The sequence below is a fragment of the Acinetobacter wuhouensis genome (assembly GCF_001696605.3).
In the GTDB taxonomy this organism is placed as follows: domain Bacteria; phylum Pseudomonadota; class Gammaproteobacteria; order Pseudomonadales; family Moraxellaceae; genus Acinetobacter; species Acinetobacter wuhouensis.
In genome coordinates this window covers 2,178,710-2,194,762 of sequence record NZ_CP031716.1, presented here as the reverse complement: position 1 = coordinate 2,194,762, position 16,053 = coordinate 2,178,710, and the positions used below count along the sequence as shown (strand labels likewise).

Here is a 16,053-nt window from a genome sequence, read left to right as displayed (position 1 = left end):
TTTAAAAAACCATTGATACCCAACAAAAAGCAACAGCAATAAATAGTAACCCCAGTTTAATGTAGTCAAACTTATTCATTTTTGCATTCTTCTCTAAAATTCATTCACCCAACACGATCTTAGGGTTGTGTTGGGTGAATAGTTTTTTATTTAAGACAAACTTCTTTATATACAGTACTAATGTCTCTATGTATGTTTATTTTTACAGCCTCTGAAGAATTACGTAAGTCAAAACTACCTTGATATACAATAGATTTCTTTGAGCAGTTAACTTTTATCTTATGGGGTATTTTTAAGCTCAATCTATTGCCTCCCGTTTCATATTTTACAAGTAGCGTTCCATCAGGCTGTTTTTCAATATTTTCATCAATCCTAACAACAGAGCCAGCAGCTCGATTTTCTTCAGTAGAAATATCTTTCCAAGGTTCTGCATTTACCTGTTGTGTAATTATCAAAATATAAATTAGTAGACTTTGAATTCTCATTTAAATATCCGAATATCTCTCTAAAAACTCATCTATCCATTCTTGAGCTGCTTCAAGGTTTGTTATATCAGCCAGCTTTAAACTGGTTTCTTCAGCTTCATTAAACCCCTCAATAATGGCTTCAAAAATATTTGCTTCTGTAATGACCTCGCGTGCTATTTCAGCAACATCATAGCTCTGCTTGGCTTTTTTTAGTGAGGCTATTTGCTTATCAATTCCTGCGCCGATTTTCTCTAAAGCTAATTTGAATTCTTGGCGATTGATTGTAAGTGCGGTTTTGGATTTGTTTAGAGTTGCTATCATTAGGTTTTCCTCTTTGAGGTTTTTATTTTTAGCTATGATTAGCTAATTGTTACTTGTGAAAATCAATCGGATGGCTCAAAAGAATCATCAGATTGATTATTCTAAAACCTACTGGCTAGAAGCGCGCTTAAAGTTGTCATCACTCATACAGTACTCAAGACTATCTCTCAAGATGCCAACCATTCTGTAAATATGTTCAGGCTTCTCAATAAATATTGCGCCATTATTTTGAACTTCTAATCCAGCTCGCTCTAATTCAGACTTTCTGGAATCATCCATAGGGACAATAAAGAAAATTGTCGGGCGCTTGCGATTTACATCGTATCTAAGCAACCATCTGTTTGTTTTATTTTGATATAACACAGAATAGTAGCTTTCAGTGTCACGACCCTCGATTTCTATTTCAGGGAGTAATTCAGTGACAATTTTAAGTAGATCCTGCTCATCTTTGGTTGTGATAATTTTTTCATTGTCAGGGTTGACGATAAAATCAGGCTCAGGAGTTTCTGTCACTTCTTGAGGTTGTACTTCAGTAGGCTTGTGTTCTACTGGTTGTGCAGTAATTATTGTTGGCGATGATAAACCTTTAACAACAGTATCACTAATTGCTTGCTGAACTGCTTGCTGAACGAATGGTTGAATAGACTCCAGAAATTTTGCATTCAATTGACGTTGAATATTTGCTTGTTGAGCAACATAGCGAACAAAGTCAATATCTACATCATTTATGCTTTTTCTAATCACGGTTTTAAATTGCTGGATGTACTGATTCTCTTCTGCGAAGAATCTTAATTTTTCTGCGTGAAAATTATCATGTTTGAACTCAGCTAATTGAGTTAGGTCCTCGGGATTAGCCTTAGTAAAATCAACTATCAAAAAAGGTTTTTCATCCATAACATTTGGGTTTATGAGATCTGTAAAAAATCGCCATTCTCGACCATTAGTTATAGCCCCAATCGTGACACCTAAGCTACTGTTAAAATATCTAGATAATTGTGGTGCGTGGTTTGTTAGGTTTGAAGAGTATGATTTTGCCTCTATAAACATGACTGGTTGACCATTGCAATATAAAGCATAATCAACACGCTCGGTTGCTTTAACTCCAGGAAAATCAGCTGCAAACTCAGCAAGAACTTTAGTTGGATCATAGGGGTTAAAACCTAAAATATCCAATAAAGGTAAAATTAATGCCTGCTTTGTTGTTTCCTCGGTAGAGCAGTGTTCCCCTACTTTTTTAACATGATCTATGTGATTTTTAAGTCTTAATATGAAATCTTCCATCTTTAACCCCTATCTAGATAATTTTGATGCTTTAACTACATTTTGCGATAATAATTAGTGATCTAACGCCTTACTTTACGTACTTCTTGCTTCCACCATAATTGCCCAACAATGCGAATATTATCCGACTCAATTTGAGCAGGAGAGTAATATTCATCAGGGAAACGAACCTTATCAAAATTTCGAGAAACAGCCCTAAAACCCCCTTGACCTTCCTCACCCCAGTTGAAAAGAATTTTGATTTTTAGCTCGCTTCCTTTGGTAAAAGCGTAAATTTCACCGTCATAAATTTTTGTAGCAGACATATCAATTGAAATCTTCTGATCTGGATAGAGATCGGGCATCATGCTTTCGCCATCCACATTGATAATTTTGCATTGAGAAGCATTAGCCCCCGAATTTGAGATTTCAGGATCACCAATAAATAGCTTGTATGGACTACTTTCTTCAAGGTTTATATATCCATTTCCAGCACTAGCCTTAACTTCAGGGAAGTAGTCAATTGCTGTGTATCCCTCAGGTACTGGATCACCATAGTTGTAAAATCTAATTCCATTGTCATTTTCAATATTTTCAACTACAGCCTTAGGTTCACCAAATTTCTTTTTAATTTCATCAAAGCTTAGAGTTTTGAATTTTTTCTGTTCTTCGCCATTAATAATCCAATTTGGATCAGCATTAAATAAAGTAGCGACTTTTATTGCACCACCCTTTGATATTCCACGCTTAGACCAGTTAGTAATGGTTTGAGGAAGCTCATTTATAGCTAATGCAAGCTGAGTAGGAGACATGCCTTCCGCTAACTGAAAAACTCTTACCATTGACTCATGCATACGATTATCACTTCTAAAATATAAAACAATTATCCCAAAAATAAACAAAATGTGTTAAACACAATGTTTGACTACTATAAACAAAATGTTTATGATGTTTGAAACACCATGTTTGAGATAAAAGTTATGTCCGATAAAGAAAAAATTGAGGAACTAGGTGGTTCTACGGTTGTTGCTGAAAAAATTGGCTACAGCGTACAGCGAGTTCAAAACTGGAAGGTACGAGGCATTCCATCAAAAGAGAAGCTTAAATTTCCAGAGATTTTCCTTGCTTCAAATAGTTCAAAATCAAACACATTAACTGCTTAGGAACTACCATAAGCAAAGTATTAACCTTTGTTCGTAAAAAATAAACGTGAATAAAAACAAGGATTCACATATGGAAATCTGTAAAGAGACAAAAACAGCTCTTCATCAAATGATCAGACACTCAACAGGTATAACGCCAAAGGAAATTGCTGATCTGACTGGCGACTCGCATAACACGATTTGCAACTACGCAAATATGAATATGCCAGACCACATGCCGAGTTTAAAAAAATTTGAAGCAATGCTGATGTTTACTCAAAACCCAGCGGTTCTAAAAGTATGGGCTCACAAGTTGGGTTTTGTTTTAGTACCAGTAGGTGCAGATGGGGAACGCCATCGAGAAATGAATGTTCTTGAAGCGATGATGCTCACGAATGTCGCAAGCGGAAAAGCAAATCAAAAAGTGTATGAGGTTCTAGAGGACAACATTGTTACACCTCAAGAATACGAAGAAGCACACATTATTTTTCAACGAATTATTGAGTGTGCTACAGCAGCAGACAAGGCTTTGCAAAAACAGGCTGAAAAATATATTTCAGTAAATCAAAAAGAAAAAGCCTGATGGGCGAAATCAGGCTTCCTATATTCAAAACGAGGTAGAAATGAATATGAAATCAAATATACCAAAACATCCTTGCGCTAACAAGTGCATTGATTTTAAAGAAGAGCAGTGTAAAACGTGTTTAGTGCCTGAAAGTGCGCAATGCGCCGTGACTACGACTTTGAATCAAAAATATATCAAAGGTGATGTGGTCGCATACATGAACCACATCGAATTTGATGATTTAGAAGTGGTTGAGGCATATCAGCCGAACGACCACTACTGGCTTGAAGGCGGTCAAATTGTCCATGAGTCATGGATTCGATCTGCGACTGTTGCTGAATTAGATGCGAAACGTCGATTAACCGAAGCTGAACAAGCATTAGCGGAGGTTTCATGACTACAAACCTACACTTCCAAAAAGCCCCAGAGCATAAACAGATCCAATGGACTCAATCTTGGTATGAGCCTGCTTTAAGGTCGCTGGCATCATTTTTGGAAGTGCGCAAAGCCAATCTTCGCAAAATTAATCGTGATGTCAAACAAGCTGCGGTAGCTAGAAATGAGTTTATTGAGCTTTTAACTAATGAGCATCGGCTTTCTGTGTATCAGGCGAGTGAAATAGTAGCAAGCCTATATCAGGCCAATAAAATTTTGATGCATGGCAGTTTTATTTATGAAATGCCTGAGGCTGGTGAATTATGAGCTTAGATGCAACCATATGGGCTTGGAAAGTAATAGTTTCAGGTGCAAGTGAAAGACTTGTACTTTTAGCGCTTGCTGATCGAGCTGGGGATGATCATAAATGCTTTCCTAGCATTAAGCGATTAGAGAAAGACACCACCTTAAATCGCAAAACGATCATTAAAGTTTTAGATGAACTTGAACTTAAAAAGTTCATCAAATTTACGGGTGAAATTAAAGGAAATGGCGTAAAAGTTTATCAATTGATTGGTGTATTTGGACGTGAAGATTGTCCAGATACCAGTACCAAAAAGGGGACTAGTACCGAAAATGGTACTGGTGTTCATTTAGGTACTAGTTCCAAAAATGGTACTAGTACCAATATTGGAACGGGAACCAGTCCCAAAATTGGTACCGCAACCAGTACCAATTTTGGGACACAGAATCTCCCAAGGAATCTCCCATTAGAATCTAAAAATAAAAAAGACTGGCTTTGTTTGAAAAAACTTCGTTTGGAATTAGATCAAGCCGATCCCACGGTAGTGCCAAAGTCGATTATCGAAGCAAGTTGGTTTGAACGCGAGAAACGTGCTTTCGAACTTTTCAATGCTGACAAGAATCTTTGCGATGATCTTTTGATTTTCCATTTTGCCGACATGCTTTTGAGAAACCGACACAAATACGACAAGGCAGACAACGGGAAAGCCAATGGTCATTCTGAATTTCTAACTTTTTCATCACCGCAGCAGATCTACGCGTTTGCCAACAAACTTGCTCGCCATCCTGAAGTGATTAGCAAATACAGCACTGCAGGTGAGTCATACGAAAACTTAGCATGTCGAATTGCTGCAAAACTTTCAGACCCGAATGAGCTTCAAAATTGGAAAGAATATCTGCAGGAAGTTGGATTCAAATCTAAGGGCAGAGGTGCTGCATAAATGGAAAGTCTTTCTATCGCTGAATACAAAAGACTTTACTGCACTGGTGGTAAGAGAAAATCTAGCTCGAAACACCGTAACAGCGTCAAAACACAACGAGTTGGCAGTATTGGGGAATCCACATTGGCCAACCAATTACGAATACTAAAAATCAATTTTGAACAGGAATATAAATTCCACCCAAAGCGTAAATGGCGTGCTGATTTTCACATTGTGGACAAGAAAATTTTGATCGAGGTTGAAGGTGGAATTTGGAGTAATGGACGTCATACACGTGGTAAGGGATATATCGGCGATATGGAGAAATACAACGCTGCAGTAGTCATGGGATATCAAGTATTACGGTTTAGCACAGAGCAAGTGAAGTCAGGTTTAGCGGTTCAGCAGATAGAAGCAATGGTAGGGGATTTATAACGATGGGTACTGCAGTAGCAACACAACATATTTTACAAGCAGTGGATTGGTCACGTTTTGATTTAGAGGGGTGGTTGTATCAATTTGGGGCTTGGATGAATAGTGTTTCAGGTACATGTGGGAAAAGTATTAATCCGATCGCAGTTGCTATGGATACAGCAGTGAAAGCGCAGAAATATAAAAAGATGACTAAGGAGAAGCAACAGCAGATTATTGTTGATTACTTAACAAGTGATTTTGAACCACATCGACCTAAAAGAACCAAACATAATTGCCAGATCAATGATAATGAAGCACGTGCGGTACAGAAATTGATTCTGGACATTCAAGGACAATCAGAAGTCTTAGATGAATGGATGGATGCAATTATTGATCGCTATTTTTATAGTTGTTCATGGTCAGAGATGGTGTCACCAGAACGTACTCAAAATGATGCACGTTCTGACGTGAAGTGTGGGTTGGCGGCTTTGCATTGTAAATATGGGTTTATAGGGTTTTAGGAAACTATTATTAAAGGTTTAACTTAATAGTGCTAAAACATTTACCCAGTATTGGACTAAACATCTGCGAATGTTTCTTAAATGTTTTTTAATATATGTACAAAAGATTTGTTTATTGATCTAATACTTTTAAATACTGTAAGTCACGGGTGACTTTATCCCCGTTATCATATGAGAGTTGTATGACTATAAAAAAATGGACTCCACCAACTGCACAAGAAATAAAGCAGTTGAGGGGGGTAACTGGTTTTACACAAGCTAAAACAGCTCATCTTTGCCGCATTGGCTTAAAGACATACCAAAAATGGGAGCAGGGTGATGCAAGCCCGAGTCAGTCAGCATGGACAATCTATACTTTTGAATTACGAGCACAAAAAATTGGATTTCAGTCTTTGGATGATCTAGTGGAATCTTTAGAGCAGAAACATAGTACTTGAAATTACCTCATAATGAGGTAATATTTAAAATAAGACTGTAATCGCATGGTCTGACGCTAAATCCCAGCGTACATAAATTGGGAATGGTACAAAGTTATGGACACTGTTCAATTAAAAGGCAATGCAATTTCTATTGTTAATTTTAAATCTATTCCAGTTGTCACTACAGCAATGCTTGCTGATTTCTATATGACTGACACTGACAACATTAAGCAAAATTATTCACGTAATAAAGCTCGCTTTATTGAGGGAAAACATTTCTTTAAAATTGTTGGTGAGGATTTGAAAAAGTTTGTGGGTGGCTTAAAGTCACTCACAAATGATTTGCAACCCTCTCAAAGACAGTTGCAAATTTCACCCAAAACACGTGTATTAATGCTTTGGACAGAGCGCGGTGCTGCTCGTCATGCCAAAATGCTCGATACTGACCAAGCTTGGGATGTTTTTGAGCAACTCGAAGAATGTTATTTTCATCGTAAAGAGATTCTATCAAAAACTCATAAATCAGAGCGTACAGCACTACATGAAGCACATGCATTGTTAGTGACGAAGACTAAGCATCTAAATGTAAGCGATGCATGGAAAATAATTCATCAAAAATTCAATGTTAACAGTATTGAAGATATTCCTTACGATGTGATACCTGTAGCAGTTGAGTACGTACATCACTTAATCGCTTTATACAGTAATGCTGAAAAGAAACAATTTAATGAAGCTGAATTGCAAAACTTACATGCGTTGGCAACACACATGATCTGGGTGCGCGAGTGGTGGAGAGAGTTTGGTGATTCTATCAAGAAGCTAAACCCGACGATGTATTATCGAGTCAACGACAATTTTAAAGATGGTGCATTTGTAGCGTGGTGGTTTGTGAAGCCCGATCAAAAGAAACAATTGGAAGAATCTGTGAAAAGTTTTAATTGGTTGACTGGAGCTTATCAGAAAAATTTACCGATATAATTTCTACTATTTATTCGTTTTACAGAATATCTATAAATTATTGAATTTAATTAGGTATTCTGTATCATCCTAACTTAAATAATTGATTTAAGATAAAATTTATTGCTTATGAAAATTGATGAAGATGTAATTAAAGGACTGCTTTACTCCTCTCACCATCTTGAAGGAGAGCTTTTAATTCCGATATCTAAGGCTTCGTTATATAATGAATCTTTAAGATATAAAGCCGCAGACTCTCTTGGCTTTATTTCAATCGAACATGCTACAAGCCTGAGATTTTTGATAGCGCATGCAAAATGCAATACTTCTGCATTTGCATTATTTAGATTGCAATATGAAGCCTTACTAAAGGCCTTGTGGTCGTTATATATAGCGAGTGATGAACAGATAGATGTAATTGTCGGAGATTTGAGCGAAGAAAGGGCAGAGAAAAACAATAAAGAATTTCCTTCAATTAACCAAATGCTGAGGCAATTAGAGTTAAAGAATACTCCTGCTAATGAAGCTATTAAAATGTTAATAGAATTTAAAAAAATATCTTGGAATGCTTTAAATTCCTATGTGCATTCTGGTTTGCATGCAGTCCATAGAAATATGAATGGTTATCCAGCAGAATTAGTTTTTCCAATTATAAGACAATCTAATAATTTGATGTATTACGCAGCTTATTTATTGGCTGTTTTAACAGGTGATAACCATTTGGTAACCAATGTTAAAATTGTGGAAAGAAAATTTAGAGATTGTTTTCAAGTGCAGGATTGACCTTGTACAAGGTATATGGCATATTTCTGCTATAGTGGACGAAGTTATAGTAATTCACTACCGTTTTGCAGTTTCCATGCCCACTGACTCCAATCAGTGGGTATTTTTTTATCATTTGTTTGAAATGATAGTAACAATCATTTACGATAACTTTGCATCTTGCTCTAAGTTTAGGTGTAAATTTGTTGACAGCTCGGAAAGACGAGTAAAGGCTCACTTTTTAGTGGGCTTTTTATATTTTTGATAATTCTAAAAAATGTAACAAGTGAATGTTATAATTCTAAAAAAATTTAGAGGGATTTGTAATGGGTATTAGCTTAAAAGAGATTGATATGAGGATTGATGCTTTTAGGGAAACTAAAGAACCATCAAGAATTTTAATAGGGTATAAGACATATTCAAAGCTAATGAAAGAAAATAGATTTTTAGATCAATTAAGTAAAAACTCGAATGATCCAATGGTTAGATATTATCAAGGAATTGAAATAAGAATGATCACTGAGAAGCATTTTTTTGATATTGAATAAAATGTAAATAGACACAAAAGGCGCTTAGGCGTCTTTTTTTACATCTAAATTTTATAAAGGTGCTTGTGACGTGCACAAGTAACATGATCGGGAGATTCATCATGCCAGCATACGCTTAAGGGTAGTTCGCCACCCGAAACAAGGGCGATTTGATTTGTGACGCTGTACAAATTGTTCAGCTATAAGCGCAAACGGTGGGATGCAGAAACCAGCCGTATAAATCGGTTTGAATCCAATGTGATTTCGTCACACATTGAGTTAGCCTCAGAGCCTTAAATTGTGGGTGACTCCCCGACCAATGGAATTGAAAGACACAGAGCAGATCAATAGCTAACTTTGAGAAGCAGTCGTGTTGAGTAGCGGTAGATCAGTTGCCGAGCTGATTAATATCGTAATCTAAGGCAAGGGTGTGGCGGATCACCATGTCCTTTTTAATGCGCCATTAGCTCAACTGGATAGAGTACTGCACTTCTATTGCATTAGTTACAGGTTCGAATCCTGTATGGCGTGCCATATTTTAATTAGATCGATTTCGTCCTTTTTAAACCTTTCGAATTCGAAACCTTTAACCCCATATGTTGGGGTTTTTTTAATGCCTAAATGGAAGAGTGATTGTAGATTTTAAAGACTAAATTGCTGGTTAATTGATTTTATTTCGTGAATTAGTTGATTTTCTGTAAAGCTGAATAAAAATAGTATTGCTCATTTTGAAAGCTGTGATTAGAATACGATCCTTGATTGAACTAATTGCGTTGTTTGTTTCTTTTTTATATTTGTGTGAGCCTTTTGCTCAAAAAAATACCCTGTAGGTTCTCCCAAATCTACAGGGTTTTATTTTGCGCTATTTCTTGTTTGTTTCTTAGTGTTTTATGTTGGTCAGTATATAGTAAGTTTTTTAATAAATGGGAAAATACTCAATATTTTGATAATAAATGTTAAGCTAATATTATGAATTCAAGTTATTGGTTTCATTATTTAAAATCTTTTATTTTTGGGTTTTATTACATCAATAAAGATTTCACAACATAATTACATTGGTTGTTTGTTAGGTCATATTTATGGAAATTAACCAATACACTCAACTTACCAAAAAATCAGAAATAAAAAGAAAACCGAGAGCAAAACCATTACCTAAAGCTACAGAAAAATATTTAGAAGCTGAAGAAACCCTATTTCAAGAATTAGAAGAAAATCTCATTGGTTATCGCCGTAAATTTCAATTTGAATCAACAAGAAATTGGCGATTTGATTTTTATATTGTGAAGTTAAATCTTCTTATTGAAATCGTGGGTAGCTCTTGGGCTGCTGGTCGTGGTGGAAAGAAGATAGCGAATGCGTTTAGTAAATATGATTTAGCTGAAGATATGGGGTACAAAATTGAAAGGTTTCATCCCGATCGAATCCAATCAGGTTATGCAATTAATTTAATTTGTAATAGTTTTTAATAGAATATTTCAACAATTGTTAAAATTTATTTCTTGATTTAATTTGCTATTTTAAATTAAATTTAATTTACGTACTATGATTGGTGTAGGTGAGACTCCAATAGCCTACTTAATTTTATACCCATAATTTTTCCCAAGAAATTATGGGTTTTTTTATGGATGCCATATGGAACAGATTAGACCATTTCCACCGACTGACTTTATTGATCAAGCCGAGGAAGAGGAAGTAATACGACTTGCACCCGCGCCTGATCTAAAAGAATGGGTTGTTGCGAATTGGCTGACTGTTGGCGGTCATCTACATAATCCTGATCACGATCATATTGCGGAACTCTTACATGATGATGAAACCTTTTTAGCATTTGCTTGGGCTTCATCTGCCGCCGTGGCTAAAAAGCGAATGGTATTGGGTCAGTGCGAAAAAGTAATGTTCAATCAAGGCGGATGGAAGAAAGCTCGCCAAGAACAACAGATGCGGGATTGGTTCGGTTTTGTGCCAGTGTACTTAATCACTGTTGATGCAAGTTTTTGTGAAAACTCGAATGATGTTGAGTTTTGCCGTTTGATCGAACATGAGCTTTATCATATTGGTGTTGAACGCGATGAAGATGGTGAACCTATCTGTAGCGACCATACAGGACTTCCAAAGCATTACTTAGCAGGTCACGACGTGGAAGTATTCTTTGGTGAGACTAAACGTTGGGGTGCGGATGCAAACGTTAAACGATTATTAGAAATCGCAAAGAATGCGCCGTTTGTGTCTGAAAAGAGTATTTCTGCTTGTTGTGGGACGTGTGTAATCAATTGAGCCTAGAGGCTCTTTTTTTTGGCTATCTTGCGACACGTAGCGACACAAAGAGGTGTATATGGCAACACTAAAAGAGCCTGTGAAAATCTTTATAGTTCAGTCTCTTGCTTGCCGTGATACCCCTCAAGAGGTTGCGGATCTTGTGAAGCAAGAATTTGACTTGATTATTGAACGATCCCAGGTCGCTTTATACGATCCAACTAAACGCCGTGGAAAAAATCTCAGTAAAAAATATGTTCTGTTATTTGAAGAGACACGTGAAAAATTCGATTCAGGGTTAATTGATATTCCGATTGCCAATAAGTACTACCGATTAAAGGAAATGCAAAAAATGTATGACGATTCGGGGAAAAACAAAAAAACTAAACAAAGTCTTTTGAAACTGGCATTACAAGAGACTGATGGTAGAACCACAAAGGTTGAGCACACTGGTAAAGACGGTGCAGATTTAGAGATCAAGATTATTCGAGAATTTGTCGATTAGGAGGGCTGGGCGTGGAGCTTAGAATAAAAACTCCACGTTGGTCTAAACCATGGTTTAAATCTGCTCGATACAAAGGAGCATATGGTGGACGTGGATCTGGTAAATCACATTTTGTTGGTGAACAGCTGGTAGAGGAATGTGTAGTTGATAAGGATCTACGTGCCGTATGTATTCGTGAAATCCAGAAATCAATTAAATACTCAAGTAAGCAGCTCATTGAAGACAAGATTAAAGCCTTAGGCGTATCGCATTTATTTGATGTGCAACGTGACTTGATAAAGCGTAAAGGTGGTGAAGGGGTTATCCTGTTCCAAGGTATGCAAGATCATACGGCAGACTCTATCAAGTCACTTGAAGGATTTAAGATCGCATGGATTGAGGAAGCGAATCGACTCTCAGCCAAATCACTACGTTTATTGCGTCCGACAATGCGTGCCGAAGGTTCGCAAATCTGGGCGACTTGGAACCCAGAGTCAAAGGATGATCCGATTGATGAGTTTTTACGTGGTGAGTTTGCTCCAGATGATTCAATCGTTATTGAAGTAAACATCAACAATAATCCATTTGCACCTCAGACCTTACTTGATGAATACGAAGAGGACCGTAAGCGCGCTATTCGGATGCAAGCTGCTGGTGATGAGAATGCATGGTCGATGTTCGAACATGTGTGGCATGGTGCTTATCTTGAGTTTAGTCAGGCGATTATTTTCTCTGGTCGCTATGTCGTTGATGAATTTGAATCAGATGATGATTGGACAGAGGTTTATTACGGATCTGACTGGGGATTCTCGCAAGATCCAACCACACTCAATCGCATCTTTATACATAACGACATTCTCTATATTCGTAATGAGGCACATCAGGTGGGCTGTGAAATTGACCATCTACCAAATCTATTCGATGAAGTACCTGGTGCACGGACACATGAAATCCGAGCTGATAACTCACGTCCTGAAACGATCAGCTATATGAAGCGTCAGGGCTTCAAGATCAAGGCTGCTGATAAGTGGCCAGGATCTGTAGAAGATGGTGTGACGTATATGAAGAAATTCAAGCAAATCGTTATTCATCCTGATTGTCCAGAGACAGCAAGAGAATTCAAGTTGTACTCCTATAAGGTCAATCGAGCTGGTGACGTACTTCCTGAGATTCTGGACCTGAATAACCATCATATGGATGGTATTCGCTATGGCTTACAACCATTGATTAAGAGCACACCAACAAGAGTTCGTCCTGGCGGTGGTGGTTCTCGTGTTTATACCTAGGTAAAGCAATATGGCTAAATCACAAAAGCAGAAAAAAACTAAACCTAAGTCAGCAGGTTTAATGACAGAAGTTGCAGTTGAGAAGCTTGCTTTTTCTATGGGGCGTGCAGCTGACATTGATGAAGTCTTAAGAGCTGCGGGCCTATCTCGACAAAAGCTCTCAGTGCTATTGGCAGATGATGAAATTTCTCAAGCCATGGAGACACGTCTAGATTCAGTTTTGAATGCGCCGTGGCGATTCGCTGAAGATCATGGTGAACAGACTTTATTCCTTAAAGAGCTATTAACCAAATGGCATTTTGAGATTGTGTCAGGTGCATGGGAGGCTCTTCCATACGGTTATTCAGTCATGGAGGCTGTCTTTGCTTTTGATTTACAAAGTCGTATTACTTTGAGTGAAATAGTTGTTAAGCCTCTTGAATGGTTTGAGCCGAAAAATGATGGACAATTAATTTTCCGAAAACCTCAGTCGAGTTTAGAGATTGATGTATTTAAGACATACCCCTTAAAGTTCTTTTTGACTCGACGCAAACCGACATTTAAACAGCCATACGGTGATCCATTACTTTCCAAGCTTTACTGGCTATGGTTCTTTAAAACCAACAGTACCAAGTTTTGGGTGAAGTTCTTAGAGCGTTTCGGATCGCCGTTATTGGTGGGTAAAGTGGGGGGAGATGGGCGAAATCAAGATGATATTGATGCAATGACCACCGCATTACTTAATGCCCATGCTCAGTCAGTAATTTCAATTGATTCTGAGGATGATGTTAATACTGTAGGTACAAACTTCTCAGGTGCTGGTAGTTCAGCTTTTGAAGCATTTGATAGGGTAATGACCAAAAGGATTCAAAAGGTCGTCTTGGGTCAAACCATGACATCTGAGAATGATGGGGGCGGTAGTAAGGCACTTGGGGTGGTGCACAACGAAGTACGCATGGATAAGCGTAACTCTGATCTGCGAATGATTACTCCAACTGTTCAAGAGATTATCGATTCAATTTGCCTCCTGAATAATTTTGAAAAGCACACAGTCATTCTAGGTGGTGAGCAGGATCTTAATGTTGATGTCGTTAACCGTGATTTAAAATTAAAGGATCTCGGAGTTGAGTTTAATCAGCAATATGTTATGGAAACATATGGCATTAAGGCTGAGCACTTCAAAATGAATGAAGGTGGTGTTTCAGTTAATACACAGTTCAAAGCCCTCCCACAAAGAGCCTTTAGCTTTGCCGCCAGTACCAAGAAACTCTCACCAGAGCAGCAGGAGGTTGAAGAGCTTACCGACGAGCAGCGTTCGTTTGAATTGTTGGATCAGAAGCAAGTTAATGAGCTGATTCAATCAAGTGAATCACCTGAGGATTTAGCATTAAATTTAATGCAATTGATGCCAAGTGCTTCACAGTCTCAGTTCACAGCAAACTTAGAACGAGCTTTATATGCGGCAGATGTGTTGGGTTATGTGAGTGCAAGCGGAGGCAAGTAAATGCAACCAGTTACTTTTCTTGAAGCACTTCGATTTGCACATGAGCGAAAAATAGTATTACCCGATGAATTTTATTCGATGGACCTTAAGACCCGACAGTTGGCAACAACCGTCGGGTTTTTATCGAGTATTGAACAGGTAGAGACTGTTATTAAAGCGGTCAATAAATCAATTGCTGATGGTAGTACTTACAACGACTTTAAGAAATTGGTTGCTGAGAATGAGATTGTACTGAGTGATCGATATTTAAAGAATGTATTCCGTACCAACATTCAAACGGCTTATGGGCATGGACGTTGGCAACAACACCAGCGAAATAAAGATAAACGCCCTTATCTTATGTATTCGGCGATCAATGATTCTCGCGTTCGTCCGAGTCATTTAGCATTAAATCGCATTATTCGGCACATAGATGACCCGTTTTGGTTGTTGTATTACCCGCCGTGGGGGTTTATGTGCCGATGTACTGTGATTGCTCTGACAGAGGCGCAGGCGAAGAAGTACGGTATTACCTCGGATGAGGATTTGCCTGTAATTGCCGAGGAATCAGGATGGTCTACAAGCCCTCTAACTTTTGGTGAAATGGAGTCAGTGGTCGATCAAAAGATTACAGACTCGATTTTAAATCAAGAATATTTGCTTGATCAGAAACACGGAATCAAAGCGGAATGGGCTGCAAGTAAGGAGTTAACAAGTTTGCTTGCACCAATGACTGATTCAAGCCGTGATCTATTTGACACGATTGCAAATACAGTTATTCCACTTGATCCAAATATCAGACCAAGTGCAATTAAGACACTGATTGATTACGTGCAGGGCAATGATGCGGAGTTAACAGCATATATTCAAAAGCCTGCAATCAATCTTGCTGAGGATGTTTTAAAGAAATGGGTTCAGGATGGGTTAAATCAAATCCAAGCTGTATCGAATAATTCAAACTCAATGGTGACAGGTGTCGCAACACTTCAACAGGTGGCTTCATATCAAGTGGGGCAAACAATTCAGCTTAATGCACCTATGCTTATGCGTGGATCTGACTCAAACATCATTATTCAGATTGAGAATGCAAAAGGCTTGGGTATTGATCTTGAAAAGTTAAATGCAGGTCAGGGTGTGTTGTTTGAGATTGGTTTGTCATTTGAAGTGGTTTCAATTGCTACGAGTGACAGCAAATTAGTTTATACATTAAAAGCACTGGTGAATTAAATGAAAAATAAATGCGAATCATGTCGCCGTGGTCTGAATGGTCTCAATGGCAATGGTTATAGTCCGTGTGGATGCGTTGTATATGTAAAACCCTTGGGCGAAGCTGAAATAGCTAAAGCTAAAGTTGATTTTAGAAAAGCAATGAATCAAGACTTAATAGACAATCCACTGTATTCAAAAAGAATCCAAATAGAGCCTAAGCCTGAATTTGTGCCACCACCCCCTTTAATTCTAAGTGAGTTGGAAAGCGATGATTTTAAGATCATCCCGCCAATCTATAACCGTATGTGGTTTTACTTTCTGACTGGTTTGGTGATTGGGGTTCTGATTGGATGGTCATTATGATCAATTAGGATTCAAATATTTAAGTTAAAGCCACCTTAGGGTG

Annotated in this window: 22 protein-coding genes and 1 tRNA gene; 19 read left to right on the top strand and 4 right to left on the bottom strand. The window is 37.8% G+C overall.

Annotated elements, in window-relative coordinates:
• Positions 1 to 146: 146 nt before the first annotated feature.
• The 4 genes from BEN71_RS11215 to BEN71_RS11200 form a co-directional block, all read right to left on the bottom strand.
• Positions 147 to 485 carry a hypothetical protein gene (locus BEN71_RS11215; RefSeq protein ID WP_068974402.1) on the bottom strand — a complete coding sequence of 113 codons (339 nt, stop codon included), beginning with the start codon at positions 483 to 485 and terminating at the stop codon, positions 147 to 149.
• A complete protein-coding gene (locus BEN71_RS11210; protein WP_068974401.1) occupies positions 486 to 788 on the bottom strand; it encodes a hypothetical protein in 303 nt (100 codons plus the stop codon).
• Between the two features lie 108 nt (positions 789 to 896).
• Positions 897 to 2,069: a type I restriction endonuclease gene (locus tag BEN71_RS11205; RefSeq protein WP_068974400.1), complete on the bottom strand. Its 1,173-nt coding sequence runs from the start codon at positions 2,067 to 2,069 to the stop codon at positions 897 to 899.
• Between the two features lie 62 nt (positions 2,070 to 2,131).
• Positions 2,132 to 2,860, bottom strand: coding sequence for a S24 family peptidase (locus BEN71_RS11200; RefSeq protein ID WP_152033040.1), 729 nt, complete (start codon positions 2,858 to 2,860; stop codon positions 2,132 to 2,134).
• A 168-nt stretch (positions 2,861 to 3,028) separates the two neighbouring features.
• Between BEN71_RS11200 and BEN71_RS11195 the strand changes: the two genes are divergently transcribed.
• From BEN71_RS11195 to BEN71_RS11105, 19 genes are all read left to right on the top strand, one after another.
• A complete protein-coding gene (locus BEN71_RS11195; RefSeq protein WP_319922623.1) occupies positions 3,029 to 3,211 on the top strand; it encodes a helix-turn-helix domain-containing protein in 183 nt (60 codons plus the stop codon).
• A gap of 70 nt (positions 3,212 to 3,281) precedes the next feature.
• On the top strand, positions 3,282 to 3,773 hold the full coding sequence (locus BEN71_RS11190; protein WP_068974397.1) for a phage regulatory CII family protein: 492 nt from the start codon (positions 3,282 to 3,284) through the stop codon (positions 3,771 to 3,773).
• 40 nt (positions 3,774 to 3,813) lie between these two features.
• Positions 3,814 to 4,152: a hypothetical protein gene (locus BEN71_RS11185; RefSeq protein ID WP_227542594.1), complete on the top strand. Its 339-nt coding sequence runs from the start codon at positions 3,814 to 3,816 to the stop codon at positions 4,150 to 4,152.
• Positions 4,149 to 4,457, top strand: coding sequence for a hypothetical protein (locus BEN71_RS11180; protein WP_068974396.1), 309 nt, complete (start codon positions 4,149 to 4,151; stop codon positions 4,455 to 4,457). The genes BEN71_RS11185 and BEN71_RS11180 overlap by 4 nt, the downstream gene beginning before the upstream one ends.
• Positions 4,454 to 5,374, top strand: coding sequence for a helix-turn-helix domain-containing protein (locus BEN71_RS11175; RefSeq protein WP_068974395.1), 921 nt, complete (start codon positions 4,454 to 4,456; stop codon positions 5,372 to 5,374). The genes BEN71_RS11180 and BEN71_RS11175 overlap by 4 nt, the downstream gene beginning before the upstream one ends.
• Positions 5,375 to 5,788, top strand: coding sequence for a DUF559 domain-containing protein (locus BEN71_RS11170; protein WP_068974394.1), 414 nt, complete (start codon positions 5,375 to 5,377; stop codon positions 5,786 to 5,788).
• 2 nt (positions 5,789 to 5,790) lie between these two features.
• Positions 5,791 to 6,288 (top strand): hypothetical protein, encoded by a 498-nt coding sequence (locus tag BEN71_RS11165; RefSeq protein ID WP_068974393.1) that lies wholly within the window; start codon positions 5,791 to 5,793, stop codon positions 6,286 to 6,288.
• A 182-nt stretch (positions 6,289 to 6,470) separates the two neighbouring features.
• Complete coding sequence (locus tag BEN71_RS11160; RefSeq protein WP_068974392.1) at positions 6,471 to 6,725, top strand: helix-turn-helix domain-containing protein; 255 nt, start codon at positions 6,471 to 6,473, stop codon at positions 6,723 to 6,725.
• 96 nt (positions 6,726 to 6,821) lie between these two features.
• Positions 6,822 to 7,685, top strand: coding sequence for an ORF6N domain-containing protein (locus BEN71_RS11155; RefSeq protein WP_086322784.1), 864 nt, complete (start codon positions 6,822 to 6,824; stop codon positions 7,683 to 7,685).
• Between the two features lie 108 nt (positions 7,686 to 7,793).
• On the top strand, positions 7,794 to 8,447 hold the full coding sequence (locus BEN71_RS11150; RefSeq protein WP_068974391.1) for a DUF6988 family protein: 654 nt from the start codon (positions 7,794 to 7,796) through the stop codon (positions 8,445 to 8,447).
• 305 nt (positions 8,448 to 8,752) lie between these two features.
• Entirely contained in the window at positions 8,753 to 8,974 is a 222-nt protein-coding gene (locus BEN71_RS11145) for a hypothetical protein (RefSeq protein ID WP_068974390.1), read from the top strand.
• A gap of 436 nt (positions 8,975 to 9,410) precedes the next feature.
• Positions 9,411 to 9,487, top strand: a tRNA-Arg gene (locus BEN71_RS11140).
• A 545-nt stretch (positions 9,488 to 10,032) separates the two neighbouring features.
• Positions 10,033 to 10,419, top strand: coding sequence for a PDDEXK family nuclease (locus BEN71_RS11135; protein WP_068974389.1), 387 nt, complete (start codon positions 10,033 to 10,035; stop codon positions 10,417 to 10,419).
• Positions 10,420 to 10,585: 166 nt separating this feature from the next.
• Positions 10,586 to 11,227 carry a putative metallopeptidase gene (locus BEN71_RS11130; protein WP_068974388.1) on the top strand — a complete coding sequence of 214 codons (642 nt, stop codon included), beginning with the start codon at positions 10,586 to 10,588 and terminating at the stop codon, positions 11,225 to 11,227.
• 58 nt (positions 11,228 to 11,285) lie between these two features.
• Positions 11,286 to 11,711, top strand: a complete 426-nt coding sequence (locus BEN71_RS11125; RefSeq protein WP_068974387.1) for a DUF2280 domain-containing protein — start codon at positions 11,286 to 11,288, stop codon at positions 11,709 to 11,711.
• A gap of 11 nt (positions 11,712 to 11,722) precedes the next feature.
• Entirely contained in the window at positions 11,723 to 12,976 is a 1,254-nt protein-coding gene (locus BEN71_RS11120; RefSeq protein WP_068974386.1) for a PBSX family phage terminase large subunit, read from the top strand.
• 10 nt (positions 12,977 to 12,986) lie between these two features.
• Positions 12,987 to 14,459, top strand: coding sequence for a phage portal protein family protein (locus BEN71_RS11115; RefSeq protein WP_068974385.1), 1,473 nt, complete (start codon positions 12,987 to 12,989; stop codon positions 14,457 to 14,459).
• Complete coding sequence (locus BEN71_RS11110; protein ID WP_068974384.1) at positions 14,460 to 15,665, top strand: phage head morphogenesis protein; 1,206 nt, start codon at positions 14,460 to 14,462, stop codon at positions 15,663 to 15,665.
• A complete protein-coding gene (locus tag BEN71_RS11105; RefSeq protein WP_068974383.1) occupies positions 15,666 to 16,010 on the top strand; it encodes a hypothetical protein in 345 nt (114 codons plus the stop codon).
• Positions 16,011 to 16,053: the final 43 nt, after the last annotated feature.